The organism is Burkholderia sp. AU31652 (genome assembly GCF_002223155.1).
Classification (GTDB): Bacteria; Pseudomonadota; Gammaproteobacteria; order Burkholderiales; family Burkholderiaceae; genus Burkholderia.
Map to the genome: position 1 here is coordinate 226,440 of NZ_NKFG01000004.1, position 15,143 is coordinate 241,582.

At 69.8% G+C, this 15,143-nt stretch carries 19 protein-coding genes and 1 riboswitch; of the genes, 10 read left to right on the plus strand and 9 right to left on the minus strand.

Annotated features, from left to right (window positions below; all coding sequences use genetic code 11):
• Positions 1-205 precede the first annotated feature (205 nt).
• The 4 genes from CFB40_RS13375 (at position 206) to panD (ending at position 2,805) form a co-directional block, all read left to right on the plus strand.
• Entirely contained in the window at positions 206-394 is a 189-nt protein-coding gene (locus tag CFB40_RS13375) for a DUF3460 family protein (protein ID WP_089426099.1), read from the plus strand.
• Positions 395-398: 4 nt separating this feature from the next.
• Entirely contained in the window at positions 399-1,271 is an 873-nt protein-coding gene (locus CFB40_RS13380) for a segregation and condensation protein A (protein WP_021164248.1), read from the plus strand.
• A gap of 265 nt (positions 1,272-1,536) precedes the next feature.
• The gene (gene panC / locus CFB40_RS13385; protein ID WP_089431572.1) at positions 1,537-2,376 is read left to right on the plus strand and encodes a pantoate--beta-alanine ligase; all 840 of its coding nucleotides are present in this window, start codon (positions 1,537-1,539) and stop codon (positions 2,374-2,376) included.
• A 42-nt stretch (positions 2,377-2,418) separates the two neighbouring features.
• Entirely contained in the window at positions 2,419-2,805 is a 387-nt protein-coding gene (panD, locus tag CFB40_RS13390) for an aspartate 1-decarboxylase (RefSeq protein ID WP_089431573.1), read from the plus strand.
• A 131-nt stretch (positions 2,806-2,936) separates the two neighbouring features.
• Here the strand turns inward: panD and CFB40_RS13395 are convergent, their stop codons facing one another.
• The 4 genes from CFB40_RS13395 to CFB40_RS13405 form a co-directional block, all read right to left on the minus strand.
• Positions 2,937-3,605 (minus strand): ParA family protein, encoded by a 669-nt coding sequence (locus tag CFB40_RS13395; protein ID WP_089426101.1) that lies wholly within the window; start codon positions 3,603-3,605, stop codon positions 2,937-2,939.
• A gap of 136 nt (positions 3,606-3,741) precedes the next feature.
• Positions 3,742-4,155 (minus strand): DoxX family protein, encoded by a 414-nt coding sequence (locus CFB40_RS13400; RefSeq protein ID WP_089431574.1) that lies wholly within the window; start codon positions 4,153-4,155, stop codon positions 3,742-3,744.
• Between the two features lie 149 nt (positions 4,156-4,304).
• Positions 4,305-4,445, minus strand: a complete 141-nt coding sequence (locus CFB40_RS38635) for a hypothetical protein (RefSeq protein WP_174975942.1) — start codon at positions 4,443-4,445, stop codon at positions 4,305-4,307.
• 82 nt (positions 4,446-4,527) lie between these two features.
• Positions 4,528-6,030 carry a cobyric acid synthase gene (locus CFB40_RS13405; protein ID WP_089426103.1) on the minus strand — a complete coding sequence of 501 codons (1,503 nt, stop codon included), beginning with the start codon at positions 6,028-6,030 and terminating at the stop codon, positions 4,528-4,530.
• 74 nt (positions 6,031-6,104) lie between these two features.
• Between CFB40_RS13405 and cobU the strand changes: the two genes are divergently transcribed.
• Genes cobU through CFB40_RS13425 form a run of 4 tightly spaced genes read left to right on the plus strand, consistent with a single transcriptional unit; the run spans position 6,105 to position 9,523 of the window.
• A complete protein-coding gene (gene cobU / locus CFB40_RS13410; protein WP_089431575.1) occupies positions 6,105-6,659 on the plus strand; it encodes a bifunctional adenosylcobinamide kinase/adenosylcobinamide-phosphate guanylyltransferase in 555 nt (184 codons plus the stop codon).
• Positions 6,653-7,597 (plus strand): adenosylcobinamide-phosphate synthase CbiB, encoded by a 945-nt coding sequence (gene cbiB, locus CFB40_RS13415; protein ID WP_089431576.1) that lies wholly within the window; start codon positions 6,653-6,655, stop codon positions 7,595-7,597. Before cobU ends, cbiB begins: the two co-directional genes overlap by 7 nt.
• Positions 7,590-8,609 carry a threonine-phosphate decarboxylase CobD gene (gene cobD, locus CFB40_RS13420; RefSeq protein ID WP_089431577.1) on the plus strand — a complete coding sequence of 340 codons (1,020 nt, stop codon included), beginning with the start codon at positions 7,590-7,592 and terminating at the stop codon, positions 8,607-8,609. Before cbiB ends, cobD begins: the two co-directional genes overlap by 8 nt.
• Complete coding sequence (locus CFB40_RS13425) at positions 8,606-9,523, plus strand: cobalamin-binding protein (protein ID WP_089431578.1); 918 nt, start codon at positions 8,606-8,608, stop codon at positions 9,521-9,523. Before cobD ends, CFB40_RS13425 begins: the two co-directional genes overlap by 4 nt.
• Before the next feature lie 89 nt (positions 9,524-9,612).
• On the opposite strand, the gene cobC is transcribed toward CFB40_RS13425, so the two are convergent.
• The 5 genes from cobC to CFB40_RS13450 are packed head-to-tail and all read right to left on the minus strand — an operon-like array spanning position 9,613 to position 13,983.
• The gene (gene cobC, locus CFB40_RS13430) at positions 9,613-10,197 is read right to left on the minus strand and encodes an alpha-ribazole phosphatase (protein ID WP_089426108.1); all 585 of its coding nucleotides are present in this window, start codon (positions 10,195-10,197) and stop codon (positions 9,613-9,615) included.
• A complete protein-coding gene (locus CFB40_RS13435) occupies positions 10,182-10,958 on the minus strand; it encodes an adenosylcobinamide-GDP ribazoletransferase (RefSeq protein ID WP_089431579.1) in 777 nt (258 codons plus the stop codon). The genes cobC and CFB40_RS13435 overlap by 16 nt, the downstream gene beginning before the upstream one ends.
• Positions 10,948-12,003 carry a nicotinate-nucleotide--dimethylbenzimidazole phosphoribosyltransferase gene (gene cobT, locus CFB40_RS13440; RefSeq protein ID WP_089431879.1) on the minus strand — a complete coding sequence of 352 codons (1,056 nt, stop codon included), beginning with the start codon at positions 12,001-12,003 and terminating at the stop codon, positions 10,948-10,950. Before cobT ends, CFB40_RS13435 begins: the two co-directional genes overlap by 11 nt.
• Before the next feature lie 52 nt (positions 12,004-12,055).
• Complete coding sequence (locus CFB40_RS13445; protein ID WP_089431580.1) at positions 12,056-12,871, minus strand: ABC transporter ATP-binding protein; 816 nt, start codon at positions 12,869-12,871, stop codon at positions 12,056-12,058.
• Positions 12,868-13,983: a FecCD family ABC transporter permease gene (locus CFB40_RS13450; RefSeq protein ID WP_089426111.1), complete on the minus strand. Its 1,116-nt coding sequence runs from the start codon at positions 13,981-13,983 to the stop codon at positions 12,868-12,870. Before CFB40_RS13450 ends, CFB40_RS13445 begins: the two co-directional genes overlap by 4 nt.
• A 42-nt stretch (positions 13,984-14,025) precedes the next feature.
• Positions 14,026-14,276, minus strand: a riboswitch (cobalamin riboswitch).
• A gap of 154 nt (positions 14,277-14,430) precedes the next feature.
• Here CFB40_RS13450 and CFB40_RS13455 point away from each other — a divergent pair.
• Both CFB40_RS13455 and CFB40_RS13460 read left to right on the plus strand, forming a co-directional pair.
• Entirely contained in the window at positions 14,431-14,781 is a 351-nt protein-coding gene (locus CFB40_RS13455) for an ATPase (RefSeq protein ID WP_089426112.1), read from the plus strand.
• A complete protein-coding gene (locus tag CFB40_RS13460; RefSeq protein WP_011352906.1) occupies positions 14,778-15,092 on the plus strand; it encodes a cell division protein ZapA in 315 nt (104 codons plus the stop codon). The genes CFB40_RS13455 and CFB40_RS13460 overlap by 4 nt, the downstream gene beginning before the upstream one ends.
• Positions 15,093-15,143: the final 51 nt, after the last annotated feature.

Sequence of the window (15,143 nt, forward strand, 5' to 3'; positions counted from 1 at the left end):
CCTGTATTTGACCACAGGGCGCCGACGTCACCGCCAAACGATTGTGAAAGAGTGCCAAGCCACCGGAAGGGCCGCCGCACGATGTCCGCCGGTACCGGCCAGCGGATTCGACGCGCGATTGACGCCGGCCGTTCCCGCGATGCGGTAAAATCCCGCCATCGTGAATCCGGCGCATCGTGCGCCGCCCGAAACGGAAAACCCAGCCATGCCGTACCAGTCCGATGTCACGCAGTTCCTGAACCAGCTCAAGCAGCAGAAGCCGACGCTCGAGGACGAGCAGCGCAAGGGCCGTTCCCTGCTGTGGGACAAGCAGCCGATCGACCTCGAAGAGCGCGCCGAGCAGCAGGAATCGCGCGTGAAGCAAACGCCGTACGTCTACTACCAGAACTTCTGACGACGTGAGCGCCGCCGACGAGGCCAGCGCCGCCCGGCAGGACGACGCGATCGCCGCGCCCGCGGGCGCCGATTCGACGCCCGACACGGTCGACGGCGTCGCGGCATTCGCTCGCCTGTACGGCGAGCCGCTCTTCAAGCTGCCGCAGGATCTCTACATCCCGCCCGATGCGCTCGAGGTCTTCCTCGAGACCTTCGAAGGCCCGCTCGACCTGCTGCTCTACCTGATCCGCAAGCAGAACTTCAACGTGCTCGACATCCCGATGGCGCAGGTCACCGCGCAATACCTGGGCTACGTCGACCAGATCCGCACGTCGAACCTCGAGCTGGCGGCCGAGTACCTGCTGATGGCCGCGATGCTGATCGAGATCAAGTCGCGGATGCTGCTGCCGGTCAAGAAGGCCGACACCGGCGAGGAAGCCGAGGATCCGCGCGCCGAACTCGTGCGCCGCCTGCTCGAATACGAGCAGATGAAGCTCGCCGCGCAGCGGCTCGACCAGCTGCCGCAGCTCGGCCGCGACTTCCTGCGCGCCGAGGTCTACATCGAGCAAAGCGTCACGCCGCGCTTCCCCGACGTGAATTCGGACGACCTGCGCGCCGCATGGGCCGACGTGCTCAAGCGCGCGAAGCTCGTCCAGCACCACAAGATCTCGCGCGAGGAGCTGTCGGTGCGCGAGCACATGAGCCTGATCCTGCGCCGGCTGCAGAACGCGCGCTTCATGGAGTTCGCCGAGCTGTTCGACACGTCGCGCGGCGTGCCGGTCGTCGTCGTGAATTTCATCGCGATGCTCGAACTCGCGCGCGAGTCGCTCCTCGAAATCACGCAGGCCGAGCCGTTCGCGCCGATCTACGTGCGTCTCGCGTACCTGCCCGCGTAACACCCGCGCCCGCCCTTCCCGTTCTCCCGCTTCATCCCGGCACGCTCGCCGCTACGCCGCAGTCCGGTGCGGCCGCGCGCATGGTTGCCGGCACGCCCGATTAAAAAGTGAACGACCGTTCTTTTTTCGATGCGTTTGGCGGCCAAATCCTCTACAATCCGCCGACGCCCGATGCGCCGCCCGCGCGCCGGCGTTCTCCGCTTCGACCCCGACGCCGCTGCTGCGGCGCCAACGCGCGCCAGCGCGAGGAACCCGCTACCCGATCATGAAAGTCATCAGCTCGATCCATGAACTGCGCGACCAGCTGCGCGGACAGAACCGCACGGCGTTCGTGCCGACGATGGGCAACCTGCACGAAGGGCACCTGTCGCTGATGCGCCTCGCGCGCCAGCACGGCGACCCGGTCGTGGCGAGCATCTTCGTCAACCGGCTGCAATTCGGCCCGAACGAGGATTTCGACAAGTATCCGCGCACGCTCCAGGACGATATCGAGAAGCTGCAGAAGGAAAACGTCTACGTGCTGTTCGCGCCGACCGAGCGCGACATGTACCCGGAACCGCAGGAATACCGCGTGCTGCCCCCGGACGATCTCGGCGGGATCCTGGAAGGGGAATTCCGGCCCGGCTTCTTCACCGGCGTGTGCACGGTCGTGGCGAAGCTGATGGCCTGCGTGCAGCCGCGCGTCGCCGTGTTCGGCAAGAAGGACTACCAGCAGCTGATGATCGTGCGCCGCATGTGCCAGCAGCTCGCGCTGCCGGTCGACATCATCGCCGCCGAAACCGTGCGCGACGAGGACGGCCTCGCGCTGTCGTCGCGCAATCGCTACCTGTCGGCCGACGAGCGCGGCGAAGCGCCCGAACTCGCGAAGACGCTGCAGCGCATCCGCGAAAGCGTGCTCGGTGGCGAGCGCGACCTCGGCAAGCTTGAGGAACTGGCCCGCACGCATCTGGCCGGCCGCGGCTGGGCGCCCGACTACATCTCGATCCGCCGCCGCGCGAACCTGATCGCGCCGGACGCGGCCCAGCTCGAAGCCGGCGAACCGCTCGTCGTCGTCGCCGCCGCGAAGCTCGGCGCGACGCGCCTCATCGACAACCTGGAAATCTGACGGGCCGCCCCGCCCGCGCCTCTCACGCATCACGGAGACACCATGCAGCGCCACATGCTCAAATCGAAGATCCACCGTGCGACCGTCACGCACTGCGAGCTGCACTACGAAGGCTCGTGCGCGATCGACGAAGACCTGCTCGACGCCTCGGGCATCATCGAGAACGAACGGATCGACATCTGGAACATCAACAACGGCGAGCGCTTCTCGACTTACGCGATCAAGGGTGAGCGCGGCAGCGGGATGATCTCGCTGAACGGCTCGGCCGCGCGTCGCGCGCAACTCGGCGACCTCGTGATCATCGCGGCCTTCGCGATGGTCGACGAAGCCGAGCTGCAGGCCGGCTGGAAGCCGAAGCTCGTGTTCATGGACGACGGCAACAAGATCAAGGGCCACCGCGATCACGTGCCGACGCAGAACTGGACCTGACCTGACCGCCTGCCCGCGTGCCGCGGCGCGCGGGCGCGGCGGTGCCGCTTGTGGTCGAAGGGCCGGATGCCGTACTCGACGGCATCCGGCCCTTTCTCATTTCATCGTGCGCCGCCCCGGCGGCCACGCGATCAGGACGCCTTGGCGGCCTTCTCCGTCTTCCCTGCCTTCGGCGCCCGGCGTTCGGCCCATTCGACGATCGGCCGCCATTGCTCGAGATCCTTCTCGACGCGGCTCTTCGCGACGTCCCACAGCGTCAGGCCGTGCGCGGCGATCTGCACGTAGTTCTGCGTGTCGCGCACGTAGCCGAGCACCGGCAGGCCGAGCCCTTCGACGAAGCGGTGAAGCTGGTCGGACGAGCGCGTGCGCGCATCGACCCGCATCCCGACGATCCCGACCTCGACGTTGCCCTTGCGCACGGCCTTCTCGTCGGCGAGGCGCTCCAGAAACTGCTGCGTGGCCAGGATATCGAACATCGACGGCTGCAGCGGCACGATCACCTTGTCGGCCAGTTGCAGCGCGACGTTGAGCCGGTTGCCATGCAGGCCGGCCGGCGTATCGATCACCGCATATTCGAGGCCGCGCGGCGGCTTCGTCGGCGCGTCCGGGTCGAGTTCCCATGCCTCGATCGGCGGCAATCCGGCCGGCCGCAGGTCGAGCCACGCATGCGCGGACTGCTGCCGGTCCAGGTCGGCGAGCGCGACCCACGCGCCCTGCGCCGCGAAAAAGCCGGCAAGATTGGTGGACAGCGTGCTCTTCCCCACGCCGCCCTTCGGATTCGCCACCACGATCACCGTCATGAATTCCCCCGAAAAAGCCGCGCGGCGCCCGCCGCCTGGCAGGCGCCGCTCGATTGCGGATACAGGGAGCGATGATATCGGCAAACGGGGGGTCACCGGAACGGGTTGCGCCGCCCCGGGTGCGCTGACTTACCCCTTACACGCGCTGAACCGCGGCCTCCCGTGCGCCGAGCGCGAACGCGCCGCCGCCCAGCAGCGCCTGCACGGCAAGCGTGACGGCCCAGAACGCCGGATATTCCCAGCCGCCGTGCGGTGACGCAAAGCTCCAGCCGTTCGGCAAATGCGTAGCGGTTGCGCCGAGCATGAACGGCAGCAGCACGAGTGCGGCGACGCGCACGCGGAAGCCCGCGAGCAGCGCCAGGCCGCCGGCCAGTTCGATGAACGTCGTCAGGTACGCGAGCCAGCCCGGCAGGCCGATCGACGCAAAGAACTGCGCGGTGCCGGGCAGCGTGAAGACGAACACCTTCTGCGCGACGTGCGCGAGATACAACACGCCGAGCGCGACGCGCAGCAGGGTCGCGGCGAAATCGTTGAGGCGATTGGGGTTCATGGCGAATTCCTTCGTGAGTGGTGTGAATGGATCGCACTCTATTCGAATCAATTCGACCGATAAACTCGCCACTTCGCTTTAACTGATTCCTATATGGAGTTAATCGGGGCGTAAAAAGGGGCATGACCGATCATGCCCCGCCACCTGCCTCAGTAACCGCTCTTGCCTTGTGTGGCGTCGCCGGAACCGGACTGGCTGCCGCCCGGTGCGGACGAATCGCACGCGTGCGCCACCGCCGACGCGCCCAGCAGCGCCGCGAGCAGCACGCTCCACCACCATCGAGCCTTCATCGTCGCACTCCTCCAGGCGGACCTCCGCCCTTCTGTGTTGTACGCGATCCGGCGGAAAAAGCGAGTACGGGCCGGCCTCGCGTCAACGAAACTCGGCGTACAGCGCGTCGAGGTCGAGATGGTCGGCAAACGTGTCGGCCAGCCGTTCGAGCGATGCCTCGCGCAGCGCCGGATAGTCGATGCGCTCCGCGCCGTCGAGCCCGGCCCATGCGAGCAGCGCCGTGCAGGCGTCGGGCGAGTCGAACAGCCCGTGCACGTAGGTCGCGAGGATCTGGCCGTCGTCGGACACCGCGCCGTCGGGGCGTGTGCCGTCCCGCGCGGCGTCGGCGGCCAGCGCCAGCGCGGGCGACGCGAGTGCAGGCCCGTGCGTATCGCCCATGTGGATCTCGTAGCCGCGCACCGCGGCCCCGCCCGGCAGCGCGAGCTGCCCCGCCACGTTCTTCAGCGTCTTGTCGGGCTGCAGCGTCGTGTCGAAATCGAGCAGCCCGAGCCCCGGCACGCTGCCGGGCGCGCCTTCGAGGCCGAGCGGATCGTCGAGCGTGCGCCCGAGCATCTGCATCCCGCCGCAGATGCCGATCACCTTGCCGCCATAGCGCAGGTGGCGACGGATCAGCGTGTCCCAGCCCGCGTCGCGCAGCCACGCGAGATCGCGCTGCACGCTCTTCGAACCGGGCAGGATCAATAGGTCGGCGTCCGGCACGGGGCCGCTCTTCCAGTACGTGAATTCGACCTGCGGATGCGCACGCAGCGGATCGAAATCGGTGTGGTTGCTGATGCGCGGCAGCGCCGGCACGACGACGCGCAGCACGCCGGCATCGCCCCGTGCGGCGGCGCTGCGCGCCTGGGCGGGCAGCATGTCCTCGGCGTCGAGCAGCAGGCCGTGCAGGTACGGCAGCACGCCGAACACCGGCTTGCCCGTTTGCGCGCGCAGCCAGTCGAGCCCCGGTTCGAGCAGCTTGAAATCGCCGCGGAAGCGGTTGATCACGAAGCCGCGCACGCGCGCGCGCTCGCTGTCCGACAGGCACGCGAGCGTGCCGACCAGATGCGCGAACACGCCGCCGCGGTCGATGTCGGCGACCAGCACGACCGGGCAGTCGACACGTTCGGCAAATCCCATGTTCGCGATGTCGCCGTCGCGCAGGTTGATCTCGGCCGGGCTACCCGCGCCTTCGACGATCACCGTGTCGTAGCCGGCGCGCAGGCGCGCGTACGACTCGAGCACCGCGTCGAACGCGACCGGCTTGTAGTCGTGGTACGCACGCGCATTGAGGTTCATGCGCGCCTTGCCGTGGATGATCACCTGCGCGCCGCGATCGCTCGTCGGCTTCAGCAGCACGGGGTTGAAATCCGTATGCGGCGCGACGCCCGCGGCCAGCGCCTGCAGCGCCTGCGCGCGGCCGATCTCGCCGCCGTCGGCCGTCACCGCGCTGTTGAGCGCCATGTTCTGCGGCTTGAACGGCGCAACGCGCGCGCCGGCGCGGCGGGCAAGCCGGCACAGGCCGGCAACCAGCGTGCTCTTGCCCGCGTCGGACGTCGTGCCCTGGATCATCAGCGTGCCGCGCGGCCGCGGCTCGGGTGCATTCATCGTGTAAAGGTCGTCGCGAAGCAAAGGCCGCATTATCCCCCGCGCCGCCCTGCCCGCGCCGTTACAATCACGCGATGATTCCGCACGACCTCACCTTCGTCCTCGGCGGCGCGCGCTCGGGCAAGAGCGCACATGCCGAGCGGCTCGCCGCCGACAGCGGCCTCCCCGTCACCTACATCGCGACCGCAACCGCCGCCGATGCCGAGTTCGCGAAGCGCATCGCGCACCATCGCGCGCGCCGGCCGGCCGACTGGGGTTTCGCCGACGCGCCCGTCGATCTTGCCGGCACGCTCGCGCGGCTCGACGATCCGCACGCATGCCTGCTCGTCGACTGCCTCACGCTGTGGCTCACGAACCTGCTGTGTCCCGCCGACGGCGAACCGCTCGACGATGCGCAGTACGCGGCGCAGGTCGAGCGGCTCGAGCACGCGTTGCGCGGCGCGCGCGCGAAGGTGATCGTCGTCAGTAACGAAATCGGGCTCGGCGTCGTGCCGCTCGGGTCGGTCACGCGCCGCTACGTCGACGAGCTCGGGCGCCTGAACCAGCGCGTCGCCGCGCTCGCGACACGCGTGACGCTGCTCGTCGCCGGGCTGCCGCTCGACCTCAAGACCGGAGCACCGTCATGCTGATGCTGACGCTGCCCGTCGTCGCGATGTTCGCGGTCGCGGCCGCGATCATCGACCGCGCGATCGGCGAACCAGCCGGCTGGCACCCGCTCGTCGCGTTCGGCCGCCTCGCAGCGCGCATCGAAGGCGCGCTGAACACGGGCCGGCGCGGCCGCGTGATCGGCGTCGCCGCCTGGGTCGCGGCGGTCGTGCCGCCGGTCGCCATCGCGACATGGCTCACGACCGTGCTGCCGTGGCCGCTCGCGGCCGCGCTGCATATCGCGCTGCTGTGGTTCGCGCTCGGCGCGAAAAGCCTCGCCGACCACGTCGCGCCGATCGCTGCCGCGTTGCTGCGGCATGACCTCGGCGCCGCCCGCGCGCTGACCGCGCGCATCGTGTCGCGCGACACGAGCGACGCGGACGAAGGCGCGCTGTCGCGCGCAGCCGTCGAATCCGCGCTCGAGAACGGCAACGACGCGATCTTCGGCGCGCTGTTCTGGTTCGTCGTCGCGGGCGGCCCCGGCGCGCTGCTGTTCCGGCTCGCGAACACGCTCGACGCGATGTGGGGCTACCGCACGCCGCGCTTCCTGACCTTCGGCTGGGCCGCCGCGCGCCTCGACGACGCGCTGAACTGGATTCCCGCGCGCCTCACGGCCGCAAGCTACGCACTGCTCGGCGACACGGCCGCCGCATGGCGCTGCTGGCGCACGCAGGCGCGCCACTGGGACAGCCCGAACGCGGGCCCGGTGATGGCCGCCGGCGCCGGCAGCCTGAACGTGCAGCTCGGCGGCCCGGCCGTCTATCACGGCGAGATCGAGGATCGTCCCGCGCTCGGCACCGGCGCCACGGCGACCGCCGTCCACATCGTCGCCGCGCTGTCGCTCGTCACGCGCACGCTCGCCCTGTGGCTCGCGCTGCTGGTCGCGAGCGGCGCCCTCGCCATGGCCACCCATCATGTCTGACACCCGCATCGCACACGGCGGCAACCTGCATGAAGCCGCGCGCCGCCACGGCATTCCGTACGACGCGTGGCTCGACCTGTCGACCGGCATCAATCCGGTCGGCTATCCGGTGCCGCCCGTCCCGGCCGACGCATGGCGCCGGCTGCCCGACGACGGCGACGGCCTCGCGGCCTGCGCCGCACAGTACTACCACGCGCCCGATCCCGCACACGTGCTGCCGGTTGCCGGCAGCCAGGCTGCGATCCGCGCGTTGCCCGCGTTGCTGCCGACCGGCGACGCCGGCGTCGCGGCGCTCGCGTACGGCGAATACGCGCCCGCCTTCGCGCGCCACGGCCATCGCGTCGTCGCGCTCGACATCAACGCGGATACGCTGCCTGCGACGCTGCGTCACGTCATCGTCGGGAATCCGAACAATCCGACCGCCGAGTTCTTGTCGGCCGAGCGCCTGCTCGATTGGCACGTGCAACTGGCCGCGCGCGGGGGCACGCTGATCGTCGACGAGGCATTCGCCGATACGGGCGCGACGCGGTCGCTCGCGCCGCACGTCGATCGCCCCGGGCTCATCGTGCTGCGTTCGATCGGCAAGTTCTTCGGGCTCGCCGGCATCCGCGCAGGCTTCGTGCTCGCCTGTCCTGACCGGATCGTCGCGCTGCGCGACATGCTCGGCGCATGGACGGTCGGCGGCCCTGCCCGCCACGCGGTCGCCGCGGCGTTCGCCGACCGCGCATGGCAGGCCGCCGCCCGCGAACGGCTCGCGGCCGACGGCGAACGGCTGGCCGCCTTGCTGCGCGCGCACGGCTTCTCGGTTCGGGCGACCCCGCTCTTCAGCTGGACCGACGACCCGCGCGCCGCGGCACTGCATGCGGCACTCGCCGCACGCGGGGTCTGGACGCGGCACTTCCCGACACCGTCGAGCGTACGCGTCGGCTTGCCGGGGAGCGAAGCGGAATGGCAGCGCCTCGGCGACGCGCTCGCGCACTGCGTGCCGACGCTGCAACGGGAATCCGCATGAGTTCACGCATGTTTCACCGGCTCGCGCCAATCGCGCTATTGGCTGCGTTTGCTTACGCGCCACGCGTCCACGCCGATGTCACGACGCGTGACGACGCCGGCAACACCATCACGCTGCCGGCACCCGCGCAGCGCGTGATCAGTCTCGCGCCGCACGCGACCGAACTCGTCTACGCGGCCGGCGGCGGCGCGAAGCTCGTCGGCACCGTCACGTACAGCGACTATCCGCCCGCGGCGCAAGCGATACCGCGCGTCGGCGACAACAAGGCGCTCGATCTCGAGCGGATCGCCGCGCTGAAGCCCGACCTGATCGTCGTCTGGCGACACGGCAATGCCGAGCGGCAGACTGATGCGCTGCGCGCGCTGCACATCCCGCTGTTCTTCAGCGAACCGAAGCATCTCGACGACGTCGCGTCATCGCTGCGCCGGCTCGGCACGCTGCTCGGCACGCAACCGGCTGCCGATGCGGCCGCGGCTGCCTATACGCGCGACATCGCGGCACTGCGCACGCGTTACTCGACGCGAGCGCCCGTCACGATGTTCTTCCAGGTCTGGGATCGGCCGCTGATGACGCTCAACGGTGCGCACCTGATCAACGACGTGATCGAGCTGTGCGGCGGCCGCAACGTGTTCGGCTCGCTCAAGCCGCTCGTGCCGACCGTCACCGACGAGGCCGTGCTCGCGGCGAATCCGGAGGCGATCGTGACGACCCGTGCGGGTACGACGCGCTCCGACGAACCGCTGCCGAGCCTGGCGCGCTGGCGCACGTGGCCCGCACTGACGGCCGTGGCACGCAACAACCTGTTCGCGATCGACGGCGATCTGCTGACACGGCCGTCGCCGCGGATCGCGCAGGGCGCGGCCGCGCTGTGCGAGGATCTCGATGCCGCGCGTGCGCGGCGGGCGGCGCGCTGATTTCCGGCGACGTCCGCGGTCATCGCGTGCCGGATGCCTGAGACGAACTGACCGCGCGCTGCGTCGTTCACATGCAGTGGCCAGCGCACCTATGCGTCCCAGTGCATCACGTCCCACGTTCGCGCGGCAGCATCCGCGCGCAGCCAGACGACACCCCCTGTCGGTACGGGGCGCGACAGCAATGTGTCGAGCGGCACGCGCAATACATGCGATGCAAACGCACGGATCACGCCCGCATGCGTGACGACCCACTGCGGCCGGACGAACTGCGCCACTGCGTCGGCTCGCCGCGCAACCCGCGCGGCAAACCGCGCGACGCTTTCGCCGCCATGCGCGCACGCATGCATCAGGTCGGCCGCCCACGCATCGAGCGCCGCGCGATCGATATCGTCCCAGCGCCGCATTTCCCACGCGCCGAAATCCATTTCCTGCCAGTCCGCGTCGCGCCGCAGCGGCACGTCGCATGCCTGCGCGAGCCGTTCGGCCACCGATGCGCAGCGCATCAGCGGGCTCGTCCAGACCTGTTCGGGGAGCGGCGCGCCGATAGCAGACAGATGCGTACGCACCACCTTCGCCCCGGCCTCGGCCGGCGTGGCGAGCGGCACGTCGCTGCGTCCGTAGCAGATGCCCGGCTCGATGCCGACGGCCGGATGACGGATCAGGACGACGTCCATCCGAGCACCACGAGATAGATCGCCAGTTCGCACAGTTGCTGCGTGAAGCCGAGACAGTCGCCGGTATAGCCGCCGATCCGCTTCACGAAGTAGCGGGCGGCCCACGCGCGCACGAGCACGAGCGCAACGCATGCGGCGACACCCATGCGCCAGTCGGGCCAGAATAGCCAGGGCAATCCGAACAGTGCCGCGACGCACGCCGCGCGTGCACCCATCCGTTGCGCAACCGGCTTCGCCTTGCCTTCGGGCCGCACGTAGTCGAGCGTCATCAGCAGGCTCACCGCCGCCGCTCGGCTCGCCGCGTGCGCGGCGATCATCGTCCACGCGGCACGCAACGGCAGCATGGACGCGAGCGCCTGCCATTTCACGCCGAGTGAGATCACGAGCGCGACCGCACCGAACGTGCCGATCCGCGAGTCGTGCATGATGCGCAGCACGTCGTCGCGCGTATAGCCGCCGCCGAATGCATCGCAGCTGTCGGCCAGGCCATCCTCGTGGAAGGCGCCCGTCGCGAGCAGCGTCGCGGCCATCGACAGCCCGACCGCGATCGACGGCGGCAGCGCGCGCAGCGCAGCAAGATAGACGAGCGCACCCCACGCGCCCACGCATGCGCCAACGAGCGGGAAATAGCGCGCGGCCTGGTCGAGATCGCCGGCCGCGTAGCCGATCGCGCGCGGCACGGGCACCCGCGTGAAATAGCCGAGCGCGACGAAGAAGTAGCGCAGTTCGGCCCGCACGCCGCGCGCGCGATCAGGCGTCACGATTGTCGACGCCGGCGGACTCGAAGCTCGCCATCTCCGTGAGGAAGGCGGCGGCCGCCCGCACGAGCGGCAGCGCGAGCGCGGCGCCCGTGCCTTCGCCGAGCCGCAGGTCCAGCGCGAGCAGCGGCTTCGCGCCGAAATGCTCGAGCATGCGCCGGTGCCCGGCCTCGTGCGACGTATGCGAGAACACGCAGTAGTCGCGCACGCCGGGCGCGATGCGCTCGGCAACCAGCAGCGCGGCCGTCGCGATGAAGCCGTCGACGAGGATCGTCATCCGCTCGCTCGCGGCCGCGAGATACGCGCCCGTCATCATCGCGATCTCGAAGCCGCCGAACGTCGCGAGCACATCGAGCGGCGCGATCGCGTGCGAGTGCTTGACGAGCGCACGGCCGAGCACCGCGCGCTTGTGCGCGAGGCCCTGGTCGTCGAGGCCCGTGCCGCGCCCGACGCACGCGTCGATCGGCACGCCGAGCAGGCGGCTCATCAGGCACGCGGCCGACGACGTGTTCGCGATCCCCATCTCGCCGAAGCCGATCACGTTCGTGCCGAGCGACGCATGCAGGCGCACGCGCGCCGCGCCGGCCGCGAGCGCCGTCATCGCCTCGTCGCGCGTCATCGCCGGCTCTGCCGCGAAGTTGCGCGTCCCGCGTGCGACCGGCAGCGACACCAGCCGGCCGGACAGCGGCAGCGGTGACGCAACCCCCGCATCGACGATCTCGAGCGTGCTCTGCGCGACGCCCGAGAACGCGTTGATCGCCGCGCCGCCGGCGAGGAAGTTCGCGACCATCTGCGCGGTCACCGCTTGCGGATACGGACTCACGCCCTCGGCGGCAATCCCGTGATCGCCGGCAAACACGATCATCACGGGACGCTGCACGACCGGCCGCTCGGTGTGCTGGATCAGGCCGATCTGCAACGCGACCGCCTCGAGCTGGCCGAGACTGCCGGGCGGCTTGGTCTTGTGGTCGATCACGTGCTGCAGGCGCTTGCGCAGCACCTCGTCGAGCGGCGCGATCGCGGGCGGGAAGGGGGTCGGGGTCGTCATCGAAAAGCCGTGTCGTTGGCGCGGTGTGCGCCGCGCATCGGAAAAGAAAAGGTCATTGTCGCTCGGGCCACGCCGGCAGCAGCGCATCGCGGCCGTTCTCGCGGATCAGCACGAGCGGATAGCCGAACGCATCGCTCGCGCGCTCGGGCGTCAGCACGTCGTGCACGGGGCCGGCCCACGCATGGCCGCGGCCGTCGAGCAACAGCGCATGCGTCGCGAAACGCCGCGCGAGATTCAGATCATGGCACGAGAACAGCACCGTGCGCGGGCCCGCGTCGAGCCATGCGGCCAGCGCGGTCAGGCAATCGATCTGGTGATGCAGGTCGAGATGCGCGAGCGGCTCGTCGAGCAGCATCAACGGTGCGTCCTGGCACAGCGTCGCGGCCAGCGCGACGCGCTGCCGCTCGCCGCCCGACAGCGACAGCACGTCACGCGACGCGAGCGCGGTCAGGTCGAACGTCGCCAGCGCGTCGCGCGCGGCCGCGTGGTCGCCGTCGCGTTCCCAACCCCAGCCGCCGAGATACGGAAAGCGGTTGAGCAGCACCGTGTCGAACACGGTCGCGCTGAATGCGTCGTGCAATTGCTGCGGCATCAGCGCGCGACGCTGCGCGAGCTGCTCGGGTGGCCATGCGGCAAGCGGCCGGCCATCGATCTCGACGTGTCCGCCGGCCGGCGGCTGCAGCCCCGCGAGTGTCGCGAGCAGCGTCGTCTTGCCCGCGCCGTTCGGCCCGGCGACGCACCAGATCTCGCCGGGCCGAAACACCTGGGTGAAGCCGTCGAGCAGCGTACGCGCGCCGGCCTTCAGCGTCAGGCCGACGGCCGCGTAGTTCAAGTCGCCGGCCGTGGCGTGCAGTGCGGCCCCCGTCATCGCATCGGTCTCCTCAACAACATCCACAGGAACACCGGCACGCCGATCAGCGCGGTCATCACGCCGACCGGCAGTTGCGCGGGCGCGATCACGGTGCGTGCGAGCAGGTCGGCCGCCATCACGCCGCCGCCGCCCGCGAGCATCGCGGCGGGCAGCAGCATTCGCTGGTCGTTGCCGAAGGCGAGCCGCAGCGCATGCGGCACGACGAGGCCGACGAAACCGATCGTGCCGGCCGTCGTCACCGCGGCTGCGGCGGCCAGCGACGCGATGAGATAGATCCGCACGCGCAGGCGCGCAACGGGCACGCCGAGCGCGAGTGCGGTCGCGTCGCCGCGCAGCAGCACGTTCAGTTGCGGCGCGACCGGCAGCGCGACGCAGGCGGCCAGCAACAGCGCCCCCCACGCGAACCACGGCGCGGCCACGCCGTTCAGGTCGCCGGTCAGCCAGAAGATGATCCCGCGCAGCCGTGCGTCGGGTGCAAGCGACAGCAGCAGCGTGACGAGCGCGCCCCACCCGGCCGCGATCACGACGCCGGTGAGCAGCAAACGCGGCGACGCGTCGCGCGAATCGCCGCGCCCCAGCTCGCGGCGTGCGAGACCGAGCACGAGGGCGACCGACACGAGCGAACCGGCGAACGCCGACGCATCGACGAGCCACCACGCGCCACCCGCGATCATCGCGACGAGCGCGAAGCCGGCCGCGCCGCCCGACACGCCGAGCACGTACGGCTCCGCGAGCGGATTGCGCAACAGTACCTGCAGCAGTGCGCCGGCCAGCGCGAGCAGCGCGCCGCATGCGAAGCCCGCGAGCGCGCGTGGCAGGCGCAGCGTGCGGACGATATCGGCGAACAGCGCGTCGCCGCCATGCGGCACGAGCGACGCGAGCGCCTGCCATGGCGACATCGGCACGCTGCCGATCGACAGCGACGCGACGAACAGCAGCGCGACTGCCGCAGCCAGCGCGGCCCAGATCGCGGTGGCGCGCGCGGCGCTCATGCCGCGCACGGCGCCGCACACGACGTGCGGCACACCCGCTTGCGGCAGCGGACCGGTCGTGATTTGAGCGTCGCGCGGACGATTGGGGTCAGCATCGAAGAAGATTCCGTGAAGCATTGCGCGCCCCGCCTCCCCGCAGGCCGCGCGTCACGAAGCCCGTGCGGGCTCCCCGTCTCGGCCGGTATCCGGGCTGGCGGCGGTCCGGCTCGCCTTCCCGCGCGATGACGCGCAGTGGCCCGCGTCCGCATGCAGGATCTGCACGCGAAACGCGCCCGAGCCGGCCTGCGTCACGAGACGCGGCCGCTTACCGTTGCGGGGGCAGCGCAGGTTGGCGGGCTTCCGGCGCCCGCGCCCTGCTTCCCGTTTAACCGCGCGTTCCACGCGCGAGCACCGAGGCGGCGCCAGTTTAGGAGCGGGTCGCGCGAGCGTCAAGGAAGCCTCCGGACACGCACGGGACGCGCCGATTCGCGGCAAGAAGCAGGGGTGTTACGACTGGAAACGTTACAGATGTCGGATTGCGCGTTATTCCGCGCTAAAATGCTGGGTCTTTAGAGGACGCAGCAAATGCTCAACGAACTCGAAACCCTATCTCAAAATATTGGCCGTCTGATTTCGCTGAACAAGCGCTATCACGCGGAACGGCTCGCGCTCGAGGAGCAGGTCGCGCAATTGCGCGCGGATGCGGACGCTGTCCGCACGGAACTCGCGCAACTGCGCGATGAACGCAATGCGCTTGCGGCCGAGCGTGACACGCTGTCGGCAAAGATCGACGACGCCCAGGTGAAACTGAACGCGATTCTCGAAAAGCTGCCGCGCTCGAAAAATGCGGAGCAAGCCGACAACCAGCTCGACCTGCTGGATGCGCAGGCGCGTACGGATGGCGATGACGCGGCCAGCCATGGAGAACATGCATGAGCACCAAGCAGATCGAAGTCTCGATTCTCGGCCAGGCCTATCGGCTCGCCTGCTCGGCCGAGACCGAAGCGGCGCTGCTCGAAGCGGTCGCACGCGTCGACGCCGAAATGTCGAAAATCCGCTCGAACAGCTCGGTACGCGGCACCGATCGCATCGCCGTGATGGCGGCGCTGTCGCTCGCGTCCGAATTGCTGCGGCTGCAAACGAGCGTGCGGCACGGTGAAGCATTTCCGGCGGAGGAAATCCGTCGTACAATGCACCAGATGAACGAACAGCTCGGCGCGGTGCTCGCACAGCACGAGACGCAGTAACGTTTTAATCGATGCGTCGATTCCCCTTGATCTCGGCGATCAACGGTGGTC

Coding starts and splice junctions, on each gene's coding strand:
- CFB40_RS13375 (WP_089426099.1), top strand. CDS start 206: ATGCCGTACCAGTCCGATGTCACGCAGTTCCTGAACCAGCTCAAGCAG.
- panC (WP_089431572.1), top strand. CDS start 1,537: ATGAAAGTCATCAGCTCGATCCATGAACTGCGCGACCAGCTGCGCGGA.
- panD (WP_089431573.1), top strand. CDS start 2,419: ATGCAGCGCCACATGCTCAAATCGAAGATCCACCGTGCGACCGTCACG.
- CFB40_RS13395 (WP_089426101.1), bottom strand. CDS start 3,605: ATGACGGTGATCGTGGTGGCGAATCCGAAGGGCGGCGTGGGGAAGAGC.
- CFB40_RS13400 (WP_089431574.1), bottom strand. CDS start 4,155: ATGAACCCCAATCGCCTCAACGATTTCGCCGCGACCCTGCTGCGCGTC.
- CFB40_RS38635 (WP_174975942.1), bottom strand. CDS start 4,445: ATGAAGGCTCGATGGTGGTGGAGCGTGCTGCTCGCGGCGCTGCTGGGC.
- CFB40_RS13405 (WP_089426103.1), bottom strand. CDS start 6,030: ATGAATGCACCCGAGCCGCGGCCGCGCGGCACGCTGATGATCCAGGGC.
- cobU (WP_089431575.1), top strand. CDS start 6,105: ATGATTCCGCACGACCTCACCTTCGTCCTCGGCGGCGCGCGCTCGGGC.
- cbiB (WP_089431576.1), top strand. CDS start 6,653: ATGCTGATGCTGACGCTGCCCGTCGTCGCGATGTTCGCGGTCGCGGCC.
- cobD (WP_089431577.1), top strand. CDS start 7,590: ATGTCTGACACCCGCATCGCACACGGCGGCAACCTGCATGAAGCCGCG.
- CFB40_RS13425 (WP_089431578.1), top strand. CDS start 8,606: ATGAGTTCACGCATGTTTCACCGGCTCGCGCCAATCGCGCTATTGGCT.
- cobC (WP_089426108.1), bottom strand. CDS start 10,197: ATGGACGTCGTCCTGATCCGTCATCCGGCCGTCGGCATCGAGCCGGGC.
- cobT (WP_089431879.1), bottom strand. CDS start 12,003: ATGACGACCCCGACCCCCTTCCCGCCCGCGATCGCGCCGCTCGACGAG.
- CFB40_RS13445 (WP_089431580.1), bottom strand. CDS start 12,871: ATGACGGGGGCCGCACTGCACGCCACGGCCGGCGACTTGAACTACGCG.
- CFB40_RS13450 (WP_089426111.1), bottom strand. CDS start 13,983: ATGCTTCACGGAATCTTCTTCGATGCTGACCCCAATCGTCCGCGCGAC.
- CFB40_RS13455 (WP_089426112.1), top strand. CDS start 14,431: ATGCTCAACGAACTCGAAACCCTATCTCAAAATATTGGCCGTCTGATT.
- CFB40_RS13460 (WP_011352906.1), top strand. CDS start 14,778: ATGAGCACCAAGCAGATCGAAGTCTCGATTCTCGGCCAGGCCTATCGG.